General features: G+C 48.3%; 24 protein-coding genes. 11 read left to right on the plus strand and 13 right to left on the minus strand.

Translation table 11 applies throughout. The annotated features are described in order from the left end of the window. Positions 1–201: 201 nt before the first annotated feature. From AACT35_RS11060 to AACT35_RS11070, 3 genes are all read left to right on the plus strand, one after another. Entirely contained in the window at positions 202–1,320 is a 1,119-nt protein-coding gene (locus AACT35_RS11060; RefSeq protein WP_099240055.1) for a response regulator, read from the plus strand. Positions 1,321–1,539: 219 nt separating this feature from the next. After that, positions 1,540–2,208 carry a Mo-dependent nitrogenase C-terminal domain-containing protein gene (locus AACT35_RS11065; protein ID WP_099240057.1) on the plus strand — a complete coding sequence of 223 codons (669 nt, stop codon included), beginning with the start codon at positions 1,540–1,542 and terminating at the stop codon, positions 2,206–2,208. A 92-nt stretch (positions 2,209–2,300) separates the two neighbouring features. After that, entirely contained in the window at positions 2,301–3,203 is a 903-nt protein-coding gene (locus AACT35_RS11070) for an acyl-CoA desaturase (RefSeq protein ID WP_099240059.1), read from the plus strand. 21 nt (positions 3,204–3,224) lie between these two features. Here the strand turns inward: AACT35_RS11070 and AACT35_RS11075 are convergent, their stop codons facing one another. Together AACT35_RS11075 and hemW are read right to left on the minus strand one after the other, a co-directional pair. Continuing rightward, positions 3,225–4,163 (minus strand): GDP-L-fucose synthase family protein, encoded by a 939-nt coding sequence (locus AACT35_RS11075; protein WP_099240061.1) that lies wholly within the window; start codon positions 4,161–4,163, stop codon positions 3,225–3,227. A 30-nt stretch (positions 4,164–4,193) separates the two neighbouring features. Continuing rightward, entirely contained in the window at positions 4,194–5,384 is a 1,191-nt protein-coding gene (gene hemW / locus AACT35_RS11080; protein WP_099240062.1) for a radical SAM family heme chaperone HemW, read from the minus strand. Between the two features lie 187 nt (positions 5,385–5,571). On the opposite strand from hemW, the gene AACT35_RS11085 reads away from it, so the two are divergent. The 3 genes from AACT35_RS11085 (at position 5,572) to AACT35_RS11095 (ending at position 8,516) form a co-directional block, all read left to right on the plus strand. Continuing rightward, positions 5,572–6,651: a PIN/TRAM domain-containing protein gene (locus tag AACT35_RS11085; protein WP_012308417.1), complete on the plus strand. Its 1,080-nt coding sequence runs from the start codon at positions 5,572–5,574 to the stop codon at positions 6,649–6,651. 46 nt (positions 6,652–6,697) lie between these two features. After that, positions 6,698–7,408 (plus strand): DUF1176 domain-containing protein, encoded by a 711-nt coding sequence (locus AACT35_RS11090; protein ID WP_099240063.1) that lies wholly within the window; start codon positions 6,698–6,700, stop codon positions 7,406–7,408. A gap of 124 nt (positions 7,409–7,532) precedes the next feature. After that, a complete protein-coding gene (locus AACT35_RS11095; protein ID WP_099240065.1) occupies positions 7,533–8,516 on the plus strand; it encodes a hypothetical protein in 984 nt (327 codons plus the stop codon). Here AACT35_RS11095 and nagA read toward each other — a convergent pair. Beyond that, positions 8,513–9,547 carry an N-acetylglucosamine-6-phosphate deacetylase gene (gene nagA / locus AACT35_RS11100; RefSeq protein ID WP_339374613.1) on the minus strand — a complete coding sequence of 345 codons (1,035 nt, stop codon included), beginning with the start codon at positions 9,545–9,547 and terminating at the stop codon, positions 8,513–8,515. The genes AACT35_RS11095 and nagA overlap by 4 nt on opposite strands. 151 nt (positions 9,548–9,698) lie before the next feature. Between nagA and purE the strand changes: the two genes are divergently transcribed. Together purE and AACT35_RS11110 are read left to right on the plus strand one after the other, a co-directional pair. Then, positions 9,699–10,223 (plus strand): 5-(carboxyamino)imidazole ribonucleotide mutase, encoded by a 525-nt coding sequence (purE, locus tag AACT35_RS11105; protein WP_099240067.1) that lies wholly within the window; start codon positions 9,699–9,701, stop codon positions 10,221–10,223. A gap of 41 nt (positions 10,224–10,264) precedes the next feature. After that, the gene (locus AACT35_RS11110) at positions 10,265–10,489 is read left to right on the plus strand and encodes a YgiT-type zinc finger protein (RefSeq protein ID WP_065711543.1); all 225 of its coding nucleotides are present in this window, start codon (positions 10,265–10,267) and stop codon (positions 10,487–10,489) included. 10 nt (positions 10,490–10,499) lie between these two features. On the opposite strand, the gene AACT35_RS11115 is transcribed toward AACT35_RS11110, so the two are convergent. The 5 genes from AACT35_RS11115 to AACT35_RS11135 all read right to left on the minus strand — a co-directional run bounded on the left by AACT35_RS11115 (position 10,500) and on the right by AACT35_RS11135 (position 15,059). Then, the gene (locus tag AACT35_RS11115; protein ID WP_254048044.1) at positions 10,500–11,195 is read right to left on the minus strand and encodes a YkvA family protein; all 696 of its coding nucleotides are present in this window, start codon (positions 11,193–11,195) and stop codon (positions 10,500–10,502) included. 40 nt (positions 11,196–11,235) lie between these two features. Next, complete coding sequence (locus AACT35_RS11120) at positions 11,236–11,970, minus strand: ABC transporter ATP-binding protein (protein ID WP_062436324.1); 735 nt, start codon at positions 11,968–11,970, stop codon at positions 11,236–11,238. A 107-nt stretch (positions 11,971–12,077) separates the two neighbouring features. Further along, the gene (locus AACT35_RS11125; protein WP_012308408.1) at positions 12,078–12,437 is read right to left on the minus strand and encodes a phage holin family protein; all 360 of its coding nucleotides are present in this window, start codon (positions 12,435–12,437) and stop codon (positions 12,078–12,080) included. An 80-nt stretch (positions 12,438–12,517) separates the two neighbouring features. Next, positions 12,518–13,276, minus strand: a complete 759-nt coding sequence (locus AACT35_RS11130) for a hypothetical protein (RefSeq protein ID WP_099240069.1) — start codon at positions 13,274–13,276, stop codon at positions 12,518–12,520. A gap of 193 nt (positions 13,277–13,469) precedes the next feature. Further along, a complete protein-coding gene (locus AACT35_RS11135) occupies positions 13,470–15,059 on the minus strand; it encodes a glycoside hydrolase family 57 protein (protein ID WP_065717201.1) in 1,590 nt (529 codons plus the stop codon). A gap of 223 nt (positions 15,060–15,282) precedes the next feature. Between AACT35_RS11135 and AACT35_RS11140 the strand changes: the two genes are divergently transcribed. Further along, on the plus strand, positions 15,283–16,518 hold the full coding sequence (locus tag AACT35_RS11140) for a histidine kinase (protein WP_254048045.1): 1,236 nt from the start codon (positions 15,283–15,285) through the stop codon (positions 16,516–16,518). Here the strand turns inward: AACT35_RS11140 and patD are convergent. Further along, positions 16,484–16,855, minus strand: coding sequence for a heterocyst frequency control protein PatD (patD, locus tag AACT35_RS11145; protein ID WP_099240071.1), 372 nt, complete (start codon positions 16,853–16,855; stop codon positions 16,484–16,486). The genes AACT35_RS11140 and patD overlap by 35 nt on opposite strands. 307 nt (positions 16,856–17,162) lie before the next feature. Here patD and AACT35_RS11150 point away from each other — a divergent pair, with 307 nt between their 5' ends. Both AACT35_RS11150 and AACT35_RS11155 read left to right on the plus strand, forming a co-directional pair. After that, a complete protein-coding gene (locus AACT35_RS11150) occupies positions 17,163–19,430 on the plus strand; it encodes a RelA/SpoT family protein (RefSeq protein WP_065711539.1) in 2,268 nt (755 codons plus the stop codon). A gap of 119 nt (positions 19,431–19,549) precedes the next feature. Next, positions 19,550–20,620 (plus strand): GGDEF domain-containing response regulator, encoded by a 1,071-nt coding sequence (locus AACT35_RS11155; protein WP_065717199.1) that lies wholly within the window; start codon positions 19,550–19,552, stop codon positions 20,618–20,620. Here the strand turns inward: AACT35_RS11155 and AACT35_RS11160 are convergent. The 4 genes from AACT35_RS11160 to AACT35_RS11175 all read right to left on the minus strand — a co-directional run bounded on the left by AACT35_RS11160 (position 20,598) and on the right by AACT35_RS11175 (position 25,976). Next, positions 20,598–21,464 carry an NAD(P)-dependent oxidoreductase gene (locus tag AACT35_RS11160; RefSeq protein ID WP_065717198.1) on the minus strand — a complete coding sequence of 289 codons (867 nt, stop codon included), beginning with the start codon at positions 21,462–21,464 and terminating at the stop codon, positions 20,598–20,600. The two genes, AACT35_RS11155 and AACT35_RS11160, sit on opposite strands and share 23 nt — an antisense overlap. A gap of 254 nt (positions 21,465–21,718) precedes the next feature. Further along, entirely contained in the window at positions 21,719–23,440 is a 1,722-nt protein-coding gene (locus tag AACT35_RS11165; RefSeq protein WP_065717197.1) for an iron uptake porin, read from the minus strand. A gap of 306 nt (positions 23,441–23,746) precedes the next feature. Further along, a complete protein-coding gene (locus AACT35_RS11170) occupies positions 23,747–24,025 on the minus strand; it encodes a 4a-hydroxytetrahydrobiopterin dehydratase (protein WP_012308399.1) in 279 nt (92 codons plus the stop codon). A gap of 565 nt (positions 24,026–24,590) precedes the next feature. After that, positions 24,591–25,976, minus strand: coding sequence for a TldD/PmbA family protein (locus AACT35_RS11175; RefSeq protein ID WP_099240073.1), 1,386 nt, complete (start codon positions 25,974–25,976; stop codon positions 24,591–24,593). Positions 25,977–26,044: the final 68 nt, after the last annotated feature.

Here is a 26,044-nt window from a genome sequence, read left to right on the forward strand (position 1 = left end):
GTTTGTATCATCAGAATAAGCATCATGAAAGCCGGATGGCATACTTTTTGAACTCTTTACATTTTTCTAAAAAAATTAATGGAATAATAAAAGAAAACTAGGGTTTAAGCCAAACCAATGTTTTAACGCGCGTAATTCTCATCATTTCAATGCCATCCTGCCAGGGGTAATTCCAAAGCCAATGTGGTGAACTTAAGCATTATGATTCAAGATTCTTATCTGCAGCACCGAGGCGATATTTTAATTGTTGATGATGTTCCGGAAAACCTACAACTTCTTTCAGAAATTTTGGTTGAAAAGGGCCACGAAGTGCGACAGGTGATCAATGGTAAACAAGCCCTCAAAGCAGTGGCAGCGGATCCCCCTGATTTGATCCTGCTGGATATTAAAATGCCCATCTTAGATGGTTATGGCGTTTGTCAACGGCTAAAGGCTAATCCAGACACCGCCAAAATTCCCATTATTTTCATCAGTGCTTTAAATGATGTTTTCGATAAGGTGAAGGCTTTTTCCTTAGGGGGCGTTGACTATATTAATAAGCCCTTTGATATGTATGAGGTGCTTGTACGCGTTGAAAATCAACTTAAGATTTTGCGTAATGCCCAGGAGCTTGAAGAAAAAAATAACCAGTTAGCCCAGATCAATCAAGATCTAAAATCCTTTAACTATATGGTTTCCCATGATTTACGGCGGCCATTAACGAAATTGTTAGGGTTTTGTGACTTGCTCTTAGGTGATGTTGATACCTTTGACGAAGAGACCTTAGAGACGTTAGAGATTATTGCGAATTCTGCTAAGGAAATGAATCATATCATCTCTGACTTGATGCGCCTTGCAGAAATTAAAGAAAAGCAATTAACCCTTGAGAGGATTAATTTAAGTGAAATTGCCATAGAAATTATTCAGGATCTCCAAGGTGAAACCCCTGATCGAGCCATAGAAATTAAAATCGAACCGGCTCTAATTATCCTAGGTGATCGCCCGCTCCTTAAGATGGCCTTTGAAAACCTATTTGAAAATGCCTGGAAATACACCAGCAAGGTCAAAAATCCTCAAATAAAATTTTATAAAATCGATTCTCAAACCTACTGCCTAGAAGATAATGGTGTTGGTTTTACCGCAGAACATTTAGAAGAGATTTTTTTGCCATTTAAGCGACTCCACACCCAATCTGAATTTGAAGGAACGGGAGTTGGTTTAGCAATTGTTAGACGTATTATCGAAGTGCATCGGGGACAGATCTGGGCCGAAACACGGGTTAATCAAGGGGCTAAATTTTGTTTTACTTTTGGTTTTGATCTACCCCAAACAAATACTTAGAAAATATTCTGTAAATCACAAAACAGTGTTTAGAAAATTAGCTTATTAAAAATCAATAAATAACATCGATTTTACCTCATTAATTTAGTTAAAGCAGCCCGAAAAATTGATAATTAGATCTTAATCTTGTTGGGGCATGGATTAATTTCACTGTATTTTCTATGGCTTCTTGATTTCTTGCCTACAATGGGGAAAGAGTTACAGATTTTTGAAACAGCTATGAGTTCTGCGAGCACAACTGTCTACAGCGATCGCCAAATCACGGCTTGGTTACGGGGACTACTGACCATTGCCTGGGCCGACGGTCATTTTGATGCCGAAGAGCAAGAGCTCATTACGCGACTGACCCAGGACGAACTCGCCCCCCACAGTAGCCTAGGAGACTTAGAACCGATTGCGGGTCAAGAGTTGGCGGCTGATCTCGGAGAAGATCTCAATATCCGCGAAAATTTTCTCCGGACAGCGGTGATGATGGCGATCGCCGATGGGGTCTACTCCATTGTTGAAGCCGATCAAATCAAAGCCTTTGGGAAAGCCCTTGGGGTAGATCTCAGCGCCCTCCATAACCTTGAAAAAACCCTCTACGACCCCGAAACTGTCACCACCGAAACCCCCCAACCAGAAGTTCACCTTGATGCCCTTAAACCAATCCGCAACTGGCTCGATGGCATGGACATTGACGATCCCCGCGTGGCCCGCTTCATCTGTAAGATGGTGCCGCCCCAATGCCCCTTTGAGCGGGATATCAAGCTATTTGGCAAAAAAATTGTCCATATTCCGCCAATGTGCAAACTCAACCCCCTCTATGAACAATTGGTCGGCCTCCGCTTCCGTTCCTTATCTTATTTAGCCGATGACTGTGACGAAGACATTTCCGAATTTATTTGACCCGACCGCAAGGGATTCGGGACTTACGAGTTGTAAAGTTATGTAAAAACACGGTTTCATAGAAGATATTCTCAACTCGTTAGGAAAGCATTTTGACGCATTACAGTAACGTTCTTGACCCGATTCCCTCTACACCACCACAACCTAATCCCCGTCCCCGCAACTATTCTCGACTAACGCTCCTCAGCTATGCCACTGGCCCAGTCTGGATTATCCTTTGTCATCTCGGCATGGCGATCGCCTTTTTTACAGGTCTCAGTTGGGGAGCTGTCCTTTGGATTATTTTTTGGTACTGGCTGAGAATGCTCGGTACCACCGCCATTTACCATCGTCTCCTCACCCACAAAGCCTACCAAGCTTCCCCTTGGGTGAAATGGATCGGCAGTTTTATTACTGCCTCGGCGGGGCAAATGGGGCCGAGTTGGTGGAAAGCCCATCACGAAGATCACCATCGGTTTAGCGATCACCCAGGCGATCCCCACAGCTCTAAGGAGGGGTTTTGGTGGGCTCATTACCGCTGGCTCATTTCTCCCAATACCTTCCCGAAAAAATTGCCCGCTGATATTGAGCGAGATCCAATCCTGAAACTGATTGATCGCTTCCATTTTGTGCCCCTCATTGCCCTAGGCGCATTGTCCTATGGGGTCGGCGGCCTGGAATATCTGGCTGCATTTTTTATCAGCACCACCCTCCTGTTCCATGGTGTCGCTTTCGTGAATTCTGTCTGTCACAAATGGGGCGATCGCCCTTTCCAAACCACCGATCACAGTCGTAACAATGGTTGGGTTGCCGTCCTTGCCCTTGGAGAAGGTTGGCACAATCTGCACCACGCCTTTGGTTGGTCGGTACGCCACGGAATCACGATTCAAAAAGGTAAGGTGAAATACCTACCGGACTTTACCTATTCTTTTATTTGTCTCTTGGAGCGTATGGGATTAGCCAGTAAGCTAAAACAACCCACCGTTACCGATCTACAGAACGCGGCCAATCCCTAGATTTTCCCCAAAGGGAAATATTTATCCTGGGTTCTGGCAATACCAATCAATAGTCTCCTGTAAACCCTGCCGTAAACCAATCGCCGCCTCGAAACCAAATTTTTCCTTGGCTTTCTGGGTATCTAGGCAACGGCGGGGTTGTCCATTGGGTTTATCCGTTTCCCAGATAATCTCTCCGTCAAAGGCCATTAGTTCACAAATTAGCTCGACCAAATCCTTAATAGAAATTTCTGTATTGGTTCCTAGATTGATGGGGGCTGCCTCATTATATTTTTGCGTTGCTAAAACGATGCCCTGGGCCGCATCCGTTGCATGGAGAAATTCCCTGGTCGGGCTGCCATCCCCCCAAACCTTGAGCTGTTTAACGCCATCCCGTTGCGCTTCGTAGACTTTACGGATTAAAGCGGGGATCACGTGGGAGCTTTCCGGCTTGAAATTATCCCCAGGGCCGTAGAGATTAACTGGTAGTAAATAAATGCCATTGAAACCATATTGCAGGCGGTAGGCTTCTAGTTGCACGAGGAGCGCTTTTTTGGCGATGCCATAGGGGGCATTGGTTTCTTCGGGATAGCCTGCCCAAAGATTTTCTTCTTTGAAAGGTACAGGGGTAAATTTCGGGTAAGCGCAAATCGTCCCGACACAGACAAATTTTTCGACCCCCGTTTCGTAGGCACTGTGAATGAGCTGGGTGCCCATCATTAAATTGTCATAAAAAAGTTCAGCGGGTTTCTCGCGGTTGAGGCCAATTCCCCCCACATGGGCCGCCAGGTGAATGACGATATCCTGACCTTGGACTGCTTTTTGACAGGCTTCGAGACGACGTAGATCACAACTGGAAGAACGGGGGACGGTAATATTTTCCGGTTGAGCACCTGCTTGGAGCAATTGGTGAATTACTTGTTGGCCGAGGAAGCCAGCGCCGCCAGTGACAAGGATTTTTTTCTGGGAAAGATCAATCATGGGTAGGGAAAGAGAAAGGGAAAGGCGTGATTATTCTACGGGGTTTTCTGGGTCGAGATGGTGGAAAAGTTCCGCGAGAATGGTGTTGGAGAACAGTAATCCTTCTGGATCGCTTAGGGCAAGACGTGGTGGCGTTGTGGGGGAAAGGAAAGCCCAGCCTTTCTGGAAAGGGGGTTTTAGGATTTCTAGAATCTGATCCACACTACTTTGGCCAAATTCTGTGATCAGTTGAGATAAATCCAAACCTTCCGTTAAACGGAGACCCAACATCAAGGTTTCAAGGAGGCGATCGCCTTTTGTTAAGACCGCCACGTCTAAAACACCATTATTTTGTTCGTATTGTTCAACCCAGGCGTAATATTCGGCGCGGGTGCGGGGCCGAGAAAAGCGCTGATTTTGGGTAAAACTGGCGGCCCCCATGCCGAAACCATAGTAGGGGTGATTTTCCCAATACACCCGATTGTGCTGACATTGGTAGCCAGGTTTGGCGTAGTTGGAGATTTCGTAGTGGTCATAGCCTGCTTTGCGGAGGGTTTCACTGGCGAGGCGATACATGGCAGCGGTATTTTCATCGGAAGGAAGGGGGCGTTCACCAGGTTCGTATTGTTTGCCAAAGGGGGTTTGGGGTTCGATCACTAGGTCATAGCAGGAAATGTGGTGGGGATTAAGGGCGATCGCCTGATCAAGGGAAGCCTGCCAATCGTCGCGGGTTTGATCTGGCAATCCAGAGATCAGATCCAAACTCCAGGGGATCTGCGATCGCTCCAGGTGATCACACGCAGTAAATATATTTATTACCCTGTGCGATCGCCCACAGTTTGCCAGCAAATTATCCTGAAAAGCTTGTACCCCAAGGCTTAGGCGAGAAATACTAATATTTTTGTACCGGATCAATTGTTCTAAAGAAAAAGTGCCTGGATCAATTTCGAGGGAAATTTCTGCTCCCTGGGCAATGCCAAATCGCTGATCAAGGGTACTTAAAACTTTCTCCAAAAGGTCAACCGGAAATAAAGAGGGTGTGCCGCCCCCAAAGAACACCGTCTTTAACTCGCCCCCCAGGATCGGTGTTGCGCGGATTTCCCGACAGAGCCACTCCCCGTATTCCTCCATCTGGGCGCGAATCCCCGCCGTTTGTTTTTCCCCCGTCACCGTAATCGGAAAATCACAGTAAAAACAGCGGCGTAAACAGAAGGGGAGATGGAGGTAGGCACTGGTAACCACGGTAGAACAGTCTCAATGGGGAATAGGGAGCATTTAGCTGGAAAATTGGCGCAGAAATCAACAAATTTTGTTAATTCCCAGAGGCGCGAAGGAATGGAAGGCCCACCGATATAATGAGGGCATTATTCTCCATTATCCTAAACCCCAAATTCCCCCTAAAACTGGGACTTATAGCCGGGTAAGACCTATGTTCGATATTTTCCTTGTTCTGATCTTTGTGGTGGCGATCGCCCTTGTGGGATTTGATGTCATTGATTTACTCCCTGCCTCTGTGCGTGACCAAGCCTCCAACATTGACGCCCTCCGGTGGGTGGGGGCCGGTTTTGCCTCACTCCTGGGCCTTTCCATCGGTCTTCTCGCCCAGAGTACCTATCGCCGCTTCGAGCAACAATTTCGGCGCACCCCCATCGAAATTATCGTCACCCGTGCTGTGGGTTTAGTGATTGGGCTTTTGGTGGCAAATTTAATGCTTGCTCCCATTTTTCTGTTGCCCATTCCTTCAGAGTTTGGTTTTCTTAAGCCCACCTTTGCCATTCTCGGTAGTATCACCTTTGCCTACCTTGGTGTGAGCCTCGCCGATGTTCACGGGCGCACTTTTCTGCGGCTGATCAACCCCAATAGTTTAGATACTCTGCTCGTTGCTGAAGGAACCCTCCGTCCTTCGCCGACAAAGATCATCGACACAAGCTGTATCATTGACGGTCGCCTAGAAGAACTCCTTAAAACAGGTTTTATTGAAGGACAAATTCTCATTCCAATTTTTGTCCTCAACGAATTACAGCAACTCGCCGACGCCAGTAACGACCAGAAACGCGCCAAGGGTCGTCGGGGCTTAGATATTCTCCAGAGTATGCAAAATCGTTTTCCCAAACGGGTTTCTGTCAACCCCGCAGACTACGATGACATTGCTACTGTGGACGCTAAACTAGTGCATTTAGCCCAGGAAATTAATGGGATTCTTTTGACCAATGATTACAATCTGCAAAAGGTTGCTAATCTCCAAAAAGTCGAGATTTTAAATATTAATGACCTTGCCCAAGCGATTCGTCCGATCTATCTCCCTGGAGATAATTTAGATGTAAAAATTCTTAAGCAAGGAAAGGAAGAAAAACAAGGGGTGGGTTATCTCGAAGATGGCACGATGGTTGTTGTCGAAGAAGGAAAACAATTTATGGGTTCCGATGTTGCTGTAACCGTTACTTCATCTTTACAAACCTCTGCGGGACGGATGATTTTTGCGAAATTAAGTTCTTCCCTGGCTCTTTAATTAACTGGTCAATTTTCTTATGATTTAGTGCGTGGAGGTCAGATATATGAGGTTTAAATGCATTGCTTTTAGTACCCTGATCAGCCTTGGCTTGGGGTTAGGCAGTTGCCAAAATCAGTCTAATCCTTCTGCCCCTGAACCCGACGGAACGACACCTACCGATCCGACAGAAGAACCAATTCCTGTTCCCGCTGAACCATTGCCCCTAGTCAATTCTCAAGGGGCCGATACGAAGGAAGTAGAAGCAGTAGATCAGAATTATTCCTCCCCTGATATTAGCCAAGCAATCATTCCGGAGCTTATGGAAAACCGGGAAGAATTGGGGCTTTGCCAAGAGTTTAGATTTGAATCGGAGCTCACAGAAGCGGCCTCTAATGTTTACCGTGTGGGTGAAGATGAGTATCTTGTGCACCTTGTTTGTGGCTCGACGGCCTATCAACTGCTCCAGAATTATTTTTTATACCGAAGAGACGAAGATCAATTTGATCTGACGCCACTGCCGATTACTTATTTTTACCAAGATACGGATCAACAATTGATTAAAGAAACAGAAGTAACCAGGGCTGGGTATTCAGAATATGATCCGAGTAGCCAAACCATTAGTATTTTTACGAAAGGCCGAGGTTTAGGGGATTGCGGTAGCTTGGGATTTTATCAATTTACAGGTACAGATCTCAGCTTAAATCGGTTTCTCCTCAAAGATGAATGTGATGGTAACTATATTGAACCCATTAACTATCCTCAAGTTTATCCCTAGGAAAATTATGAAGTTTTTTGCCTTGATTTGTTTAGCTCTGTGAAGTCCTAACCACTTGGCTAAAATGTCACCAAAATAGGACACAATGGGTAGATATATGGTTCTATTTTTGAGTCCATTACCCATGGAACAGAAAAATCTGAAAGCTTACCTTGATTTGGTGCAAAAACTCTTAAACTGCCGCCGGGGTGAAGAGTGGATTGTCCTGCGGCAAAACGAGCAGTTGGTGGATGCCCAATTTATTGAAGTGATGGAACAGGTGGCTAACTACCTTGCGGCGGAAGGTGAACTGAATGGGGCTCGCTATCTCCACAACTGGGCGGGCAAATTACATCATATTCTCACCCAACCGAATCCGGTCGCGCCCCAGCCAGATGCCACTACCCAAGCCTATGCCCAATTGATCGAAGCGCTTTTAAATTGTCGTCGGGGAGAAGAGCAGCAGATTTTAGCAGCGAATCAAAAATTGATCACCCCGGATTTGGTGAAGTTTATGCAGGAGGTAGCCCGGCAGTTTAAAGACCAAGGTAAATCCCAAACGGCAGCTTACCTCCAGGATTTGGCCACTGCCGTTAATCGTACCTGGATTCAAACCCACGATTTTCAGCCGAACTTACAAAAAGCAAATCAATTAGCTCCAGATCCTTGGGATGATTTGCCATCAACGACTTCCCCTGAACCGATGCCAACTGTTTCGTCATCTCAGCCTGGGACAATAGCAGGGCCAGAAGTTCTAGAAAAAGCAGATCCTCTGCCAACGGATACCCCGACGGTGACAACAATTGCTCTAGAGGAAGTCGTGCAAAATTTAAGTGATCAGCTAGGGGACATGAGAACGGAAATGGCGGCGATCGCCCAGAAGCTTGCCAGCGTAGAAGCGGCTCTTTCGGAATCCCGTCAAGCGTCTAATCCCCTCGCTTATCTCAGCGTTTTAGAACAGGCCGCCACAGCAGGTTGGATGATTTCGACGGACGAAGTGGCCCAATTGATCGGCGTTCAACCCAGTCCCAAAAAAGGGAAAAATAGCTTTGAGCGGGGCAATTGGCGGTTTGTCAAAGCGGGTAAGATTGGTGCCCAAACCGGTTGGCACGTGGAAAAAATTCACTAAAGTCGGCTAAATTCAACGGTGCCATCTACTCCTTGCCAGCGCAACAGATTGATGGGTTTGCCCGTCGTCCAAGTCGCCATACCCAGGGCTTTTCGGGGGGCGACAGTCCCTAAGGCGATCGCCTTTTCTAAATCACAAATACCCCACCGGACAAGGTTTTTGACCCCGGCAAACAGCGGTAACGTCGTGCCGGATAACGTGCCATTGTCCAAGCGAGCCGTGCCGTGGGTGACGGTAATTTGGCGATCGTCCCAGGGATATACCCCATCCGGGAGACCGATGGGGGCGAGGGCATCACTAACTAAAAAAGGTTGTTTGGCGGCCCGCAAAAAAATCTCCAACATCGTGGGATTGACGTGCTGGCCATCGGCGATCAGGCCGCAGTAAACGTCAGGATTCACCATTGCTGCTCCCAATAAACCCGCCTCCCGGTGATGCAAACTGGGCATCGCGTTAAAGGCATGGGTGATCATCGTTGCGCCATGGGCAAAGGCTTGATTGGCTTCTGTTTCTGTGGCGAGGGAGTGACCTAAACTAACAACAATCCCCAAAGAGCGCAGATATTCCACACATTTATGGCTGGGATCGAGTTCCGGGGCAAGGGTGATGATTTTGATCATTGGGGCAAATTCGCCGATTACCTGTTGCAGATTCTTCAGGGTCAACGGTTGTAAATGTTGGGCTGGGTGCGCCCCTCGTTTTTCGTAATTTAAAAATGGCCCCTCTAAATGTATCCCCAAAATTTTTGCTGTATTCGGTTGCGGGTCTCCCCAAAGCTCGGCAAAGACAGCCAGCGATCGCCGGATGTTTTCTAGAGAAGTGGTGACGATGGTCGGACAAAATGCGTCAATGCCCTGGCCCCAAAGATAATCACAAATTTCTTGAAGTTTCGGCAGATCCGTCTGGGTCACTTCTGGAAACGCTAAACCCAAACCACCGTTAATCTGTAAATCTACTCCCCCTAGGGACAATAAATCTCCGGCAATATCCAAGACATTTTCCTGAAATTCTAGTGAAATTTCGGTTTCCATTGGCTTTAGGTGCGTTAAACAACGATTTGCATCGAATCGCAACCAAAATTGACCTTCTAAACCAACAAGACGCGCCCTGATCAGGGTTTGTGCAGAGTTCTCCCTTTGTTTATGATGGTTAGTCGGCATGACATACATGAGCTAAAAACCTATGAGTGTAATTAATCCCCTGGTTGGCATCATTATGGGGAGCGACTCTGATCTTCCCACGATGGAAGCGGCGATCGCCATCTGTAGACAATTTAATATTCCCCACGAGGTTGGCATTGTGTCTGCCCATCGTACCCCGGAGCGCATGGTGGAATACGCCCAAACAGCCCATGAACGGGGTTTAAAGGTGATTATTGCTGGGGCAGGTGGGGCCGCGCACTTACCGGGGATGGTTGCTGCTCTGACGCCTTTGCCGGTGATTGGGGTGCCCGTCAAAACCAGTACCCTCAGCGGCGTGGATTCTCTCTACTCCATTGTGCAAATGCCGCGTGGTATTCCGGTGGCGACAGTGGCGATCGGAAATGCGACCAATGCCGGTTTGTTGGCGGTGCAAATGTTAGGGGCGTTCGATCCAGCGCTATTGAAACAGGTGCAAGCCTATCGTCAAAGTCTCAAGGAGATGGTACTCGATAAACAAACTCAATTAATGGCGATTGGTTATGAGGATTACCTCAAGCAAATGTAGTGTTTTGCAAAATGGAGGAAGTTGCTACAGGAAATTAGTAGATGAGCGACATTGCTTTTGAAGAAACTTTTGTTGATTCTTTTGTGACCTATTCCGTGGAAATTGCCGGGAAGATTTACGTTGTGGAAAATGTCCCGGCTAGGGTCTGCCAGGAGACGGGCGAGAAATTATTTGCGCCGGAGACGGTAGATCGGTTGCAGGAAATTATCTGGGGTCAACAACCGCCCCTCAAAGTTGTAGAAACGCCTGTTTATTCTTTTTCTTGAAACTTGTTGGTTAGGACGACAGAATATTCAGGACAATTTTGACGAGAATGGCGATCGCCGCTGCGGCAATACTGCCAAGAAGCGTAATTCTGACGTTGGTGGTGTGTTTTTTAATTTCGATTTCGGCCTTTTTTTCGGCCTGACGGGTCATGTATTTTTCTAACTCAAAGGCGAGGGTTGAACCCACCGCAATAATCACCGCTGCATCATCGGCTAACCCCGCAAAGGGAATCACATCCGGCACCGCATCGAGGGGCGAAACTAAATACAATAATGCGGCGATCGCCATGGTTTTTGACCGCCAGGCCACGTTCGGATCCTTAATCAGTTGGGCGAGGCCTTGCACCTTTTGCCAAATATCTTTGATTGGCCCCCGGCGCATCTCCCCTAAATGAGCTTTAATTTTTTCAATATCCGCTGGCGTTACCCCCTGGGCAAATCGCTGAAATACCTGGGCAATACGGGTTTTGTCCTGTTCCCGTAAATTGGCTTTAACCTGTTCTTCGAGGTCGTCGTGGAGAGTTGTAACCGCTGGCTGTGCTGGGCGAAATCTCTCGATCACCCGTTGCCAAGGCTTGGGGGATGTTTTCTGGGGGGGCGTATCGATGGGTTCTGCGGCCACATCAATAATTTCTGGGGTTTTTGCTTCCGGCGATCGCCACCATTGTTGCCAAGAGGTTTTCAGATTGTCCAGAAACTTCACCACGACCGCAATTACCCAAGCTCTAGTTTTTACTGTAGCGAATCTAGGTCTCTTTGTAGGCTGCACCGAGGTAGAGTTCACCGACCTTCGGGTTCGTTAGCAAATCTTGCCCTGTGCCCTCAAAGCGATCGCAGCCACTTTCTAAAACATAGCCCCGGTCAGCAAATTCCAACGCCTTTTTTGCGTTCTGTTCCACGAGCATAATCGCTTTACCCAATTGATTCACCGCTTTGATTTGCTCAAAAACACTAGCCACCAGAATTGGTGAAAGAGCTGCTGACGGTTCATCAAGGACGAGAAGATCCGGGTCTAACATCAAAGCCCTGCCCATGGCTAACATTTGCCTTTCGCCCCCAGAGAGAGTACCCGCCCGTTGTTTGCGCCGTTGTTTCAGCACGGGGAACATCGTATAAATTTGTTCCTTGAGATTTTCGAGGGAGCCAGACCGCACAAAGGCCCCCATTTCTAAATTTTCTTCGATACTCAGGTTGGCAAAAACGTTTTGAATCTGGGGGACATAGCACATACCCCGTTGCACAATTTGGTTGGGACGCAGGCCAGTAATGGGTTTTCCTTTGAACGTAATGTTGCCTTGGTTGGGGGTCAGGAGACCAAAAATCGTTTTAGCGAGGGTCGATTTTCCTGCGCCATTGGGGCCAATGACCACTACTAATTCTCCGGGAGCAATCCGAAAGTTAATGCCCTGGAGAATGTTTAGATCTTTGATATATCCTGCATAGACGTCATTGACGACCAAGAGATTTTCCGCAGTTGCCATAGATTTTGGGTAAAGGTTGCCGATTTTCTCCCTAGCATAAAAGCAAATTGCCCCCCGGTTCACTACTGGGAGGCGAAATTTTGAATAGAGTGAGTGACGAAAAAAGATTATTCGGTGAGTTCGTCGTCTTGGCCGAGGAGTTGATTGATTAAGCTGGAAATAAAGGTCAGCACCAGGGAACCAATCACCGCCGGGAAAAAGCCATTGACTTCTAAACCCGGTGTGAGGTAGCCGACTAACCCCAAGGCGATCGCATTGACAACCAGGAGAAACAGGCCGAGGGTCAAAATGGTCAGGGGCAGGGTAAAGAGGATCAAAATTGGTTTAACGATGGCATTCACAAACCCAAGGGCGATCGCCCCGATCAAGGCTGTGGTCAGGCCATTAATTTCTAAACCAGGGACAATGGTGGCCGTAAGAAAGAGGGAGCCAGCCGTCGCTAACCAGGTCAACAAAAACTGAGGCATAGTGAGTGCGGGGATGATGTTTTGCTCCCATTCTATCGGGACTTTTTGACCATTAGGGCATAACGGCGCAAACCTTAAACCTAAGCTTGTTTCCAGAAGTGAATAATTTCCCGCACATGGTTCAACACTTGGCTATCTTCACTGAGTTGGGCGATCGCCGTTGTCGCTTCCCGGGCGAGTTGTCGGTGAGCTGCTTCATTGGTGGCTTCTAGTTGTTCGAGGGCGGTCCGCATTTTCGCTAAATCGCGCCGGAGGCTATGCCATTCTTCCTGGTGGGTTTGGCTATTTTTTTCGGTTGTTTCTTGTAGGTTTTTAACTCCTGCCTCTAGGGTCACCACCCGGTGACGTAATTCCACCACATCTTCCCGGGGATATTGGATTTGCTGGCGAATTGACATGAGACGCTGGGCAATAAATTGGTAAGCGCGCACCGCTGGCCGCAATGCCGTGAGCAATAACATTGCCCCGCCTGTCACATACCCCACCGGACTAATGCCCCAGGCCGCCAGACCATATAACCCCAAAGCTGAAAGCAGATGGAGGGCGATCGCCAACAGCAAACCAAACCGAGCAATTTTTGCCACATAGGCTAACTGTTGGGCATCAACAGGGATATTTTTCTGGCGAGAAATCACCGCCTCGGCCTTTGTCTCCTCCGCCTCAAAATAAATATTCCACGGAATCGTCACCACCGCCAACAGCCACCAAAAACTGGCAATGCCCACCAGCCAATCGACTAAACTACCCGCCGGAATCTGGAGCCACTGCAAAATGAAAAAAACCACCAGTGCCAAAAATCCTGACCCAAACCCAAAACTCACAAAACTGTAACTGACCATGACGAAAATCTCCTGGGGCGATCGCCTTTATTACCACCATTGTGGCGACCCAATCCCAGAAATTTTCTTGCCCTGTGCCACTTTTTGAACCGTCCAAAAAAAATCCTCCCTTGAGGGAGGTGGCCGATAGGCCGGAGGGTGCCATTCTCCCCTTGAGGGGAGCTAGAGGGGTGTTTCTTGAGGGGTGTTCTGCCTACAAAGGCCGATACACCCGATAATCAATATTCGGGAAAATGTTGTCCATCTTCTCAATCTTTTCGAGCCAACCCGCATCAATCTTGCCGACTTTTACATCCTCATAGATTTTTTCCAGGCGTAACACATGACTCTTAGTACGTCGTTCCGCGTAGGGCACCATGGTACCTGTGCGCATAATAAACGCCCAATCCGATGACTGTGCCAACAGCAACTCCCTCGCAGCTTGGTTCAAGGCCCGTTCTTCTAGTTCATCAGCTGGTTCCCGCGTCGAAAGCTCGATCATGCGTTCCGCAGCCTTGTGGAGATAGGGATAAATCCAAGCATTCGTCTGGTTGAGCCAATATTCATGGAATCCCTTGTATCCCCAACTCGATTGGGACGGCACCGCCACCTGTTGCGTCGGCTCCATTTTTAGATAATCTGCCAAGTGGGTCATCTGGTAGGTATTTTGGTCGTACCAAGACTTGCGGAAAAAGTAATCCAAGAACCAGGGGCCTTCGTACCACCAGTGGCCAAACAATTCCGCATCATAGGGAGACACCACAATCGGGTGACGCCCCATCATCTTATTCAGACGACCAATCTGTTGCTCCCGGTTGTACATGAAGTTGCCCGCATGTTCTGCCGCTTTTTCCCTCGCCCAGTAGGGATCATAAAGGCCTTTTTCAGATAAACCACCATCACGACTGGTGATCTTGTGGTACTTGATCCCCGTATTTTTCCGCTGGCCGTTGGGCATAATGTAGGGCTTGATATATTCATAGTCCGCTTCCCAACCGAGATCTTTATAAAACTCCCGGTAACAGACATCGCCCGGATAACCCACTTTCGATGACCAAACTTGCTGGGAAGACTCATGGTCTCGGCCAAAGGCAGCAACCCCAGTTTCTGTGAAAATCGGCGCATAGTTACCATAACGGGGCCGGGGCCGCGCGTATAAAATGCCGTGGCCATCGGTGAGAAAGTACCGCAGTCCCGCATCGGCGAGCATCCGCTCCAAACCTTCATAATAAGCACATTCAGGCAACCAAATGCCCTTGGGGGGACGCCCAAAATTCTCTTCGTAGCTTTCACAGGCCACCTGCAATTGTGCCCAAACTGCCTGGGGGTACATCTTCATCAGGGGGAGGTAGCCATGGGTGGCACCACAGGTGATGATTTCGAGGTTGTTACTGTCCTGGAACTGCTTAAAGGCCGTCACGAGATCCCGGTCATAGCGTTCCCAGGTGTCGAGGATGGCACTAAATTCTTTGTGGTAATACTCCGCTAAATATTTAATGTGACCGTTGTATTTGTTATGAACAATTTCCTTTTCGACCAGCTCCATTAACAGCTTCATGTGGGCGTCGTAGCGGTCTTGGAGGAGAGGATCCCGGAGCATCGCCACCAAAGGTGGGGTCATGCTCATCGTAATTTTAAAGTCGATCCCATCTTGCTTTAGCCCTTCAAATACGTGAAGCAAAGGGATATAGGTTTCGGTAATTGCTTCAAATAACCACTCTTCTTCAAGGACAAAATCACTTTCGGGGTGACGGACAAAGGGGAGGTGGGCATGGAGAACGAGGGCAACGTAGCCTAAAGCCATAGTGGTATTCCTTCCTTAAAAAGAGTCGCTTGCTGAACGATTTTGAGGCGTCGGTGTCAATTTCCATTAGATTCTAAAACGATTTGGTCAATGCACCGCATCTAACTCAAGTTTGAGGCTCTGGGAACATGGGGTAATTCGTCCTCTACGGATTACAATAGGTTTTGGAGTAAGCTCACCATAAACTGTTCTTTTCCCCTAGATTGTGCATGGTAGACAGATTGTGGATCACTTACTTTCTTGGGGCGAATTTGTCTTGTTTGAACTGCCTGTGTCTGCTGAAGATCAATCTCAACTTTCACCTGTTACGGCCGATATACAACTGCGATTGTTGTTGTTTACGGATGAGCGTTTGGCCCATCGGAGTGAGATCAAGCGGGTGCAAGATTATCTTGAGCGTTTGCGGCAAGAAACGGATTTTTCTTTGGAAATTATCAATATCAAAGATCAACCCCAACTGGTGGAATTGTATCGTTTGGTGGCGACGCCTTCTCTGGTCAAGGTTTTTCCGGAGCCGTTGCAGGTCTTTGCAGGCAGCAATATTTTGCCGGATCTAGAACGGTGGTGGGGGCAGTGGCTGGATACAGTAGCGGCACTCAGAAAACAGCTTGGCGATCGCCAATTGGCTGAGGTTGAACGATGCGATCGCCGCTTGGCTGCGTCCCAGACAGAACATTCTAAGGAAGTAATGCGCCTGTCCGACGAAATCTTCCAATTGCAACGGGAAAAAGAAGCTCTCCTCAAGCAAATTGAATTTAAAGATCAGATTTTGGCGATGCTGGCCCATGATTTGCGCAGTCCCCTCACCGGAACGTCCATCGCCATCGAAACCTTAGAAATCCTCTCAAAACGTCCGGAAACGGAAAAAACAGTTGGATTGCGGGGGCAGCTTTATCAGCAGGCGAAAAACCAACTCCAGATCATGAACCGGATGATCACAGAGCTGCTCCAAGAGTCACGGCAACTACTGACCAAATTAGATGTTAAGCCCCAGCCGATGGCCCTGAGTCCCCTATGCCAACAAATCACAGAGCAAATTCAGGAGCGGTTTCAACGTAAATCAATTCAATTAGTTTTAGATATTCCCCGGGATCTGCCAGAGGTTTATGGAGACCGGGAATTGATCCGGCAGGTCATTGTCAATTTGCTAGATAACGCCATCAAATATAGTCCTGAAGGGGGGCTTGTGCGGCTTGTGGGCCTCCATCGCACCCTCCAACAGGTACAGGTGAGTGTGATTGATACGGGCCATGGTATCCCGGAGGAGGAACAGGAAAAAATTTTCGAGGGGCATTTTCGTCTTAAGCGAGACGCCACCCAAGAGGGCTACGGTCTGGGTTTGGCCGTCTGTCGGCAAATTATCCAGGCCCACCAAGGCCGTATCTGGGTCGATAGTACCCCAGGCCAGGGCAGTGAGTTTCACTTTACGCTTCCGGTGTCAGGCGATCGCCAAGCTTAATGATTTCTGTGCAGTATTGATCGAGTTGGGCCAGACGGGCTTGGATCTGTTGTTGTTTTTGGCTTTGGGTGTTGGGGCTGCGGCTGCCCTGGAGAAAGATTAAATCAGTATTGAGGAGCCGCAACCCCCGATACAATTCCGTGTGGAGCGATCGCCAAGCGCTATAGATTTTTTCAGGAAGCTGTTCCCCAGTGAGGGGGGCTAACCGGGTTTCCCAAAAGCTGAGGAACCCTTGGCCCTGACGGACTAAAGCCCCCGATTCCTGTTGGAGGGGTGTTAAATCTGTGGCCAGGGTTTGCAGATCGATTTTTAATTGTTGATAGGCAGAAAAATTCATCGGGTAGATAGTGCAAATTTAGAGAACAAACAAGCCATCAAAACTGTATCAAAATTAATCTTTCCAAAAATATTTTGCGCAAATCTAAACTTTTAAGTAAGAATTAAGATACTTAAAGCAAATTTAATCTCTGTTTTAAGCTTTTTGTTCAAGTCTCCAGCTTCATCCTTTTGGTTTCAGGAGTCGGCCCCTCGCTTCCCCTTCGACCGAGGAATGCGGGTTAAGGTTGCCCCAAATACTGCCTTCTATTACAACCTTTTTAAGCTCGTCCGCTGTCGTTGTTGTTTTTCTTCTCCCCTGTGTTTCTATGACTGCTTCTCCCGTTCAATTAACTGCCGCATCCGAAACAGAAAAATTTGATGTGCCGCTACCTGCTTGGTTGAAAAATTACCTTTATCAGCCAGAGCAATTGGTCGGGGTCTCCGAAGGCGATCGCCAACTCATCGGTGAAGCCTTCCGCTTTGCCCATGCCCTCCACGAAGGTCAAACCCGTAAATCTGGCGAGCCTTATATTGCCCATCCCATTGCTGTAGCAGGATTGTTGCTCGACTTGGGTGGTAATGGCGCGATGATTGCGGCGGGGTTTCTCCATGATGTGGTCGAAGACACAGAAGTCAGTCCCGAAGAAATTGAAGAACGCTTTGGCGCTGAAACCCGCAAGCTTGTCGAAGGGGTAACCAAGCTCACCAAATTTACTTTTTCTAGCAAAACAGAACGCCAAGCAGAAAATTTCCGGCGGATGTTTCTTTCCATGGCCGAGGATATCCGCGTGATCGTCGTGAAACTCGCCGATCGCCTCCACAATATGCGCACCCTCGAACACCTGCGCCCCGATAAACAAGAGCGCATTGCCCTCGAAACCCGTGAAATCTTTGCGCCCCTGGCCAATCGCTTGGGGATTTGGCGTTTTAAATGGGAACTAGAAGACCTCTGTTTCAAGTATCTAGAGCGGGAAGCCTACCGTTCGATGCAAAAACACATTTCCGAAAAACGCACTGAGCGGGAAGCCAAACTCGAAGAGGCCATCGAAATTATCCGCGATCGCCTGCGTCACCTGGGCCTCCACGTCTGGGAAATTAAAGGTCGCCCGAAGCACCTCTACAGCATCTATCACAAGATGCAACGACAGCACAAAGAATTTGACGAGATTTTTGACATTGCTGGGATTCGGATTATTGTCGAAACTAATGACGAATGTTACCGTGCCTTGGCGGTGATTCACGATGCCTTTAAACCGATTCCTGGACGCTTTAAAGACTACATTGGCCTGCCGAAGCCCAACCGCTACCAATCTCTCCACACCACCGTTGTCGGCTTAAATGGTCGCCCCCTCGAAGTGCAAATTCGCACCATGGAAATGCACCACATCGCCGAATACGGGATTGCCGCCCACTGGAAATATAAAGAAGCCGGTCATTCCGCCGCTAGTTTCACTTCCGAAGACGAAAAATTCACTTGGTTGCGGCAACTGATCGAATGGCAAAGCGACCTCAAGGATGCTGAAGAATACATTGACAACCTCAAGGACAATCTCTTTGAAGATGATGTGTATGTCTTTACCCCCAATGGGGATGTGGTAGCCCTGGCCAAAGGAGCCACTTCTATCGACTTCGCCTACCGCATTCACACCGAAGTGGGGAACCATATGAAAGGGGCGCGGATCAATGGTCGTTGGTCAGTGTTAGAGAAAAAACTCCGCAATGGCGATATCGTCGAAATTATCACCCAAAAAAATGCCCACCCCAGCCTCGATTGGCTCAATTATGTGGTTACTCCCAGTGCCAAAAATAGAATTCGCCAATGGTTTAAGCGATCGCGGCGGGATGAAAACTTAGCACGGGGCCGCAGCTTACTCGAAAAAGAACTAGGGAAAACGGGCCTCGATTCGATCCTCAAATCCGAAGCGATGCAAACCGTTGCCCACAAGTGCAATTACCAAAATACCGAGGATCTGTTGGCGGCCCTGGGTTACGGCGAAGTCACCCTCAACCAAGTGGTGAACCGCTGGCGGGATCAAGTGCGCGACCAGGAAGAAGAACATCTCCCCCAACTGGAGCTAGAAGCTTCTTTAAACACAGCGACGAAACCGGCCAAGCCCCTCCAAGATAGCCATAAATACCCCATTGCTGGCATTGAAGGGTTGGTTTATACCATCGCTAGTTGTTGTGCGCCCTTGCCCGGCGAACCGATTATTGGCATTGTCACCCGCAGCCATAAGGGGATTTCCATTCACCACCGCAGCTGTGCCAATGTGCAAAACTTCGATGGCGATCGCCTGATTCCTGTGAGTTGGAATCCCAGCATCGACCAAAAGCACGCCCCGGTCTACCCTGTGGATCTCCGCATTGAAGTCATTGACCGGGTGGGAGTGTTGCGGGATATCCTGTCACGCCTGAGCGATCAGCACATCAACGTGCGGAGTACCAACGTGAAAACGAGCCACGGCCAACCAGCGATTATTTCTTTGCGGATTGAAATTCGTAATGCCCAACAACTGGCCCACAGCATTAATCAAATTAAAAACATGAGCGATACTTTGAACGTGCGCCGCGTCACCCAAATCGAGCAGGAATAGCAACCTAAGTGATCATACTGAAAATCTCTGAAAGGTCGTCAAATTAACATCAGAAGGCCGATTGCCTAGGGCAGTAACCCGTTAGAATAACCATATAGTTCTTTTTGCGCCTAGAATCTATGACCGCTGATTCTGCCTCAATGCAGGATGATCAACCGTTAATTCTTGTCATTGATGACGATCCAATTTCGCGTCGCCTGATTCGTTTTTGGATGGAAAAAGAAGGTTATGCAGTCGCTGAAGCAACCAATGGTCAAGAGGGACTAGAAATATTCCAAAAAACCATGCCCGATATTATCCTGTTGGATTTTATGATGCCGGTCATGGATGGCTTGGAATTTTGCAATGCCTTTCGACAACTCCAAGCCAGCACTGAAATTTCTCCTGCAAAAAATACTGAATTTTCCCAGGAAACTTTCCTGCTTCGTCAAGACTTGGTGGCCTACCAACAAGCAGAAGATCTGCTGACAAAGATCGCCCGCACTCCCATCTTGATGATTACTGCCCGGGAGGATGACGAATCAGTCACCAAGGCCTTTACCGCCGGGGCAACGGATTTCATCACCAAACCAATCCACTGGACAATTTTGCGCCAACGGGTGCGCCATCTCATTTATCAGGCAAAGCTCTACCAACGTTTGGAAGCAACGAATGTGCAATTGCAACGGTTAGCGGCTTTAGATCCTTTGACCCAACTGGCGAATCGTCGGGTTTTTGATTTGGTTTTAGAGCGTCAATGGCGACTGATGCTCCGCAATCAAATACCTCTCTCGATTATTTTCATTGATGTAGATTTTTTTAAAAATTACAATGATACCTATGGTCACCAGGCTGGTGATCATTGCTTGTTTGAAGTAGCCCAGGCGATCGCCAGCCAAGTGAAGCGACCCACAGATTTAGTTTCCCGTTATGGTGGCGAAGAGATCATCGTCATCTTGCCAGACACCCCCGGTGTTGGGGCGCAATTATTAGGAGAAAATATCATCGAGCAAGTCCGCAGTTTGCAGATTCCCCACCAGAGCTCTTTGGTCGCGCCGATTGTCACGGTCAGTTTGGGGATTGCCTCCATTGAACCAGGCTGTGTGACGACGAATCCAGAAAAATTTGTCGCCCTGGCGGATGTCGCGCTATACGAAGCCAAGGCCCGTGGTCGTAATCAAATGGTCGCTAAGGTGTGGGGTCAGGATTAATCACTTGATAAATGGCGGAGTAGTCTGCCTCGGCGAGATTCAAGGCGATCGCCTGCTCGATAATCTCTCGAATGCCTTCTAGCCCCGTGGTTTCAAGGCCGACGGTTTTTGCGGCGGCTAAAAAGAGCCTAGTATCTTTGAGTAAATGCTTCGTGGGGAAGTTGGGATTTGCAAAGGTGCGATCGCCCATGCGCGGCAGTTTTTTATCAAAGGTGGGGGCATAGAGGGCACTATCTCGCAAAATCCCCATAAATTTATCAAGATCGACTTTTTCTCGTTGGATTAATCCTAAACTCAGGGAAAAACTAGCCGTTAAGCCCGCAATCAACTGATTTAAAGCCAGCTTAAGGGCTGCTGCCTGACCCACTGCCCCAATATATTTCGGGTCTTGCCCCAGGGTTTTAAAAATTGGCAAACAGGCTTGGAATAATGTTTCTTCGCCCCCGACCATCACGAGCAATGTTCCCTTTTTTGCTTCGGGAATACTGCCGAGGACTGGTGCTTCTAGATATTGACCCTGGCGTTCTTGCACTGCTTTGGCGATCGCCTTACTTTCTTCTGGGGCAATCGTCCCCATCTGGATAATTGTTTTCCCTGTAAAGGAAGTATCTGCGTTTTCTAATAAGACCGTTTGGATTGCCGCCGCATCACTGAGGGTCAAAATTAAATAATCACTGTTGGCGATCGCCGTTTGGGGATTCGTCGTTACCGTTAAACCTTGTTCTTCCAGAGGATTCAGTTTTTCTGCTGTCCGGTTGTAGGCGGTCACCAAAAAATTTTCCTGGGCTAATTTTAGGGCGATCGGTGTCCCCATTAGCCCCATCCCAAAAACACTAATTCTCATCAAATTCTGATTCTATAGACATCACTTACCATCTTCTCTCAATACCCTCCCTTAGAAAAACAGAGTATGAAGGGAATTAGAGAAGCATTAATCCTCCCTAGAGGGAGGTGCCGCAGGCGGAGAGTGTCTCTCCCCTAGAGAGGAGTTAGAGGGGTGGGGTGGGGGTGTCCAAAAAGAAAACCCCACCTGGAGGCGAGGCTTTCTCAAAATCAAAAAGTGTGAGAATTAAATCTGTCTAAACAAAGTTAACTGGTTTAGAAAGTGAAGGTAGTGCGGAGAGTACCGATGATGGCATCTTCTTCACCCAGCACACCCTGAGCAGCATCCTTCAACCAGATTACGCCAGGAGTGATGGAGATTCCGTCGGTGAGTTGGTACTTATAGAAACCTTCAACTTGCAGAGGAGTCTTGAGATCACCTTCTGCAAGGTAAGGAGGAGCACCAGCAAAGAGGCCGAGAACGTTACCTTCTTTACCAAGGTCGTTGAAGGCTACACCAAGACCATAGCTCCAGATGTCGAACTCGTCGCTAGAACCAGAAACTTTGGCATCAGTGTACATCCCGTAAGCGGCTAAGGAAATACGGTCAGTAATGTCAAACTTACCTTGAACACCGTAGCTATTGGCTTCAGTGCCGAACAAGCCAAGAGCGTTCGCCCAAGCTGTACCATTTACTGCAGAACCACCACCGAAGTCATAGATAGCACCGCTGTCGTGGTAGCTGTTGACGTAGGTTACACCCAACTCAGCTCGATCGCCGAGGTTGAAAGCAATCTGTGCTAGTGCACCGTATTCACCGTTGAACAGACCATTGCTTTCAGTGGAATCGGCTGCTTCATCAGCGAGGTAACCCAAGGAGATATCAACGGGGCCGAGAGGCATGTTGAAACCTAAACCGGAACCACCACCAATGGTGTAGATGGGGCTGGATGCAGCAAGTTGAGTTAGAGATCCGCTACCACCGGTGAAATCTTCAAGGCCAGTTGCACCGAAGGTTGTGCTGGTGTAGTCACTGTGGAGACCACCAAAAGCTGCGAGGTAAACATTTGCTCTGCGGAGAGGGAAGTAGTAGGCCAACCAGTCGATGACAACGTCGTTGCCAGTGTCGAGGTTAAAGGTTTGGAAGCCTACACCAGAGCCGAGATCAGGACCATCATCAACAACTGCACCTGCAGTGGGGGAGAAAGATGAAGAGTTCCCAGCAGTCAAGCGAGTGATTAAAGTATCTTTACCGGTGAAGCTGGTTTCAAGGGTCAGGCGAACGCGGTCGGTGAAAGTCGTTTGAGTATCATCATCATCATTGGCAACGATGGTGGCACCGTTAAACCCGCTGGCTACACCATCTCTCAAGAAGCTAGGTGTCAAGTCAACATCATCAATTGTGATGTCTCCTTCACCCCCTTCAAGGCGAAAGTCTAGGGCATTCACGTCGCCGAAACTATCACCAATTGCGAAGACAACTTCACCTTTCAGTTTAGTTGTGGTGGAGAATTGATTATCTTCAAGGAATTCAACGCGACCTTCGAGGTCATCGACGCGAGCGCCTAGGGTAGCCAGTTCCGCTTCAAATTCGTTGATCAAGCGACGGAGTGCAGCGAGATCTTCGGGGGTTACTTCAGAACCACCGCTTTGTATCATCCGCTCGATTTGTTGTAAACAAGCGTTCAGACCAGCCGCAAATTCATAACGGCTGAGGGGACGGTTACCACGGAAGGTGCCATCGGGGTAACCAACGATACAGTTGTAGTTTTCGACTAGGTTACGAAGCGCATCAAAAGCCCAGTCAGAGGGAGAAACATCGCTGAGTTGGAAAACGCTGTTTACCTGAGCAATGTCACCTTGGCTGTAGGTGTTGATTTGGTTAAGGAGTTCGCTGTTATTTGCTTGGGCTTGGGCGGTGCCAGCAGTGGCAACGGAGACGCCGACAGCAGCCGAAGCAATGGATAGAGACTTCCAGAGAGATAAAGATGTTTTCATTTGTTTTTCCTCACACATTAGGCACTAGATTCTGAGATTTCAGATTAGGCCTTTGTATCAATCATATTAGCTCAAAATTTTGGATTGGGAATGGATTCGTCATAAGAATTTTTTGATGATTCCTTTACCTATCCATTAAGTAAAAGTTACCTGAGAAGTTTTGTCAGAAATGTTACAGCATAGCCTCCTGGATTTTGAATCGATAGAGTGCTTGCGCTTATTTTTTTTCTTCTAGATAGAAAATCTAAAAACTTCCCAGATGTTTTTCCTTAAGGTTTTGTTTGAGGTGTTGGCGGCTTTTGACGTTTACAGTTGATCGAAAGTTCCGGCGAGATCAAAATCTTTTTGGGTAAGGCCGCCAGCGTCATGGGTGGTTAGGTTTACGGTGACTTTGTTGTAGGAAATCTCGATGTCGGGGTGATGGTCGGCGGCTTCGGCCGGTTCGACGAGTTTGTTTACAAAGTCAATGGCCTCAATAAAGTTTTTGAACTTAAATCGGCGTTGAATTTTGTTATCAACCTTTGACCATTCAGGAAATTGACTCAATTGTGCTTGGATTTCGGTGTCGGTCAATCGGGTTGCCATGGAGAAAACCTCCTCTAAAAAACTATCCGCCCTTACTAGGGTTATCTCTACGATAACGAAGCAAGGGCGGTCTAGTCGGGTCTCTTTAGTTAAAATCTGACTGCCGGAAGGAACTCCGACTCTCTTAACCTACTCAACGGAGTAAGCAAAATTTTAGAGAACAGCCCCGGCACGCAGCCGATTTACTTTAACTGTGAGACCCATGTTGTTACTACTGTCATTCATGGGCATCACCTCCTATTCTCCGGCAGGTTTTATCCGGTAGAACCTCTTTATGCTGGCACAAGCATTTTGAAAATTCAACATTCTCCACTCTAGGGACACCACCCTCCGGCTTCGCCACCTCCCTCAAGGGAGGATCTTTTGAGGGCTTTCCGGAACACCGGCCAATTATCCCCTCCTGGGAGGGGTAAGGCTTCGACGTGAGACTTCGGCGTGAGCTCAGTCGAACGCTCAGCCGAACGGGTGGGTTAACCAGCAGCCTACTGAGGCACCCCTCAAGGGAGGATCTTTTGGGGGCCGGAACATCCTCCAGTCTTCGGCCACCTCTCTCTAGGGAGGATGTTTAGCCGACGACGACATCACGAATGCGCAGGGAAGGGCCACCACAACCGACGGGTAAACCGCTTTGGCCTCCCTTGCCGCAACCACCGGATTCGTCCCAGTAGAAATCGTCGGCGATCGCCTCAATATTTTTCAAGGTTTTAAAGACGTTGCCAGAGAGGGTGACATCCTTGACGGGTTCAGCAATTTTGCCATTGCGGATCATCCAAGCTTCCCCGGCGCTAAAGGTAAACATTTCGCCATTGGTCATGCCACCGAGCCAGTTTTTCGCATACACCCCTTCTTTGATGTCCGTGGGTAAGTCGGCAACGGGCGTTTTGCCCCGCTCGATCCAAGTGTTGGTCATGCGGACAATGGGCGGATAGTGATAGTTCAAACAGCGGGCGTTGCCTGTCGGTTTTTCGTCAAGCTTGCCAGCGGTTTCGCGGGAATGGAGGCGGCCCACAAGTTTGCCATCTTGAATCAATTGGGTCGTGGTAGCCGGAACGCCTTCATCATCATATAGATAACTACCACGATGGCCTACTGGGGCGGCTCCATCAAAAATCTGGAGATCTTCCCCACCAAATTGTCGGCCCATGCTCATGGTTTCAAGAAGATCGGGATTTTCATAGGCCATATCCGCTTCGGAGAGATGCCCAAAGGCTTCGTGGACAAATAGCCCGGTCAAAATGGGGTCAATGACAACGGTATAGGTGCCACCTTTGGCCGCGGGGAGGGTCAATGAGTTAACGGCCCGCTGGGCTGCGCCTTTAACTTGTTCATCAAGGTTTTCTAGATCTTCGTAGGCTTTGCGGGATCCAGTAGTTTCCCGCCCGGTTTGCACCGTTTCCCCATCACGGGCTGTGGCGGAAAAACGCATTTCTAGATCAACCCAGGACTGTTCGATCAGGGTGCCCTCTGAAGTCGCCAAGATGATGTGCTGGGTACTATCGCCGTAACTGACCCTGGTGCTGGTAATCTTACCGCTCTGGCTCAAGAGCAAATCACTGTAGCGATCGCATAATTCTTTTTTCCGTTGTAAAGGGATGTGGCGTGGGTCGCTTCCGCTTAGGGGTAAGGAGCAAACCGCTTGAATTGGGTCAATGGGAGCCAAAAGTGTTTCATCATCACCGATTAAAATTGCGGCGGCGATCGCCTCTTCGATCCGAAGCTGCAGATTTTCGAGATTATTAAAGGCCGCAAACCCCCAACCGCCTCTGTGACAAACGCGCACCTGGCCTCCAAGGGAGGTACTTTCACTGAGGGTCTCGATCTTATTTGACCGCAAAACAATACTGCTCCCCGCTGACTGTTCCAAACGAATCGCTAAAAAATCCACTTGATTTTTATACCGTTGGATCAGATCCGTTAGCTGATCCTTATACCCAGCCACAATTTTCTCCATTGCCTTCCCCTTAATCTGAGCGCTAAACATAGAACAATTTTGACATTAGCCTTAGGTAATTGAGAAAG

Origin of the sequence: Synechococcus sp. BDU 130192 (assembly GCF_963876085.1) — a bacterium.
Lineage (GTDB): Bacteria > Cyanobacteriota > Cyanobacteriia > Cyanobacteriales > MRBY01 > MRBY01.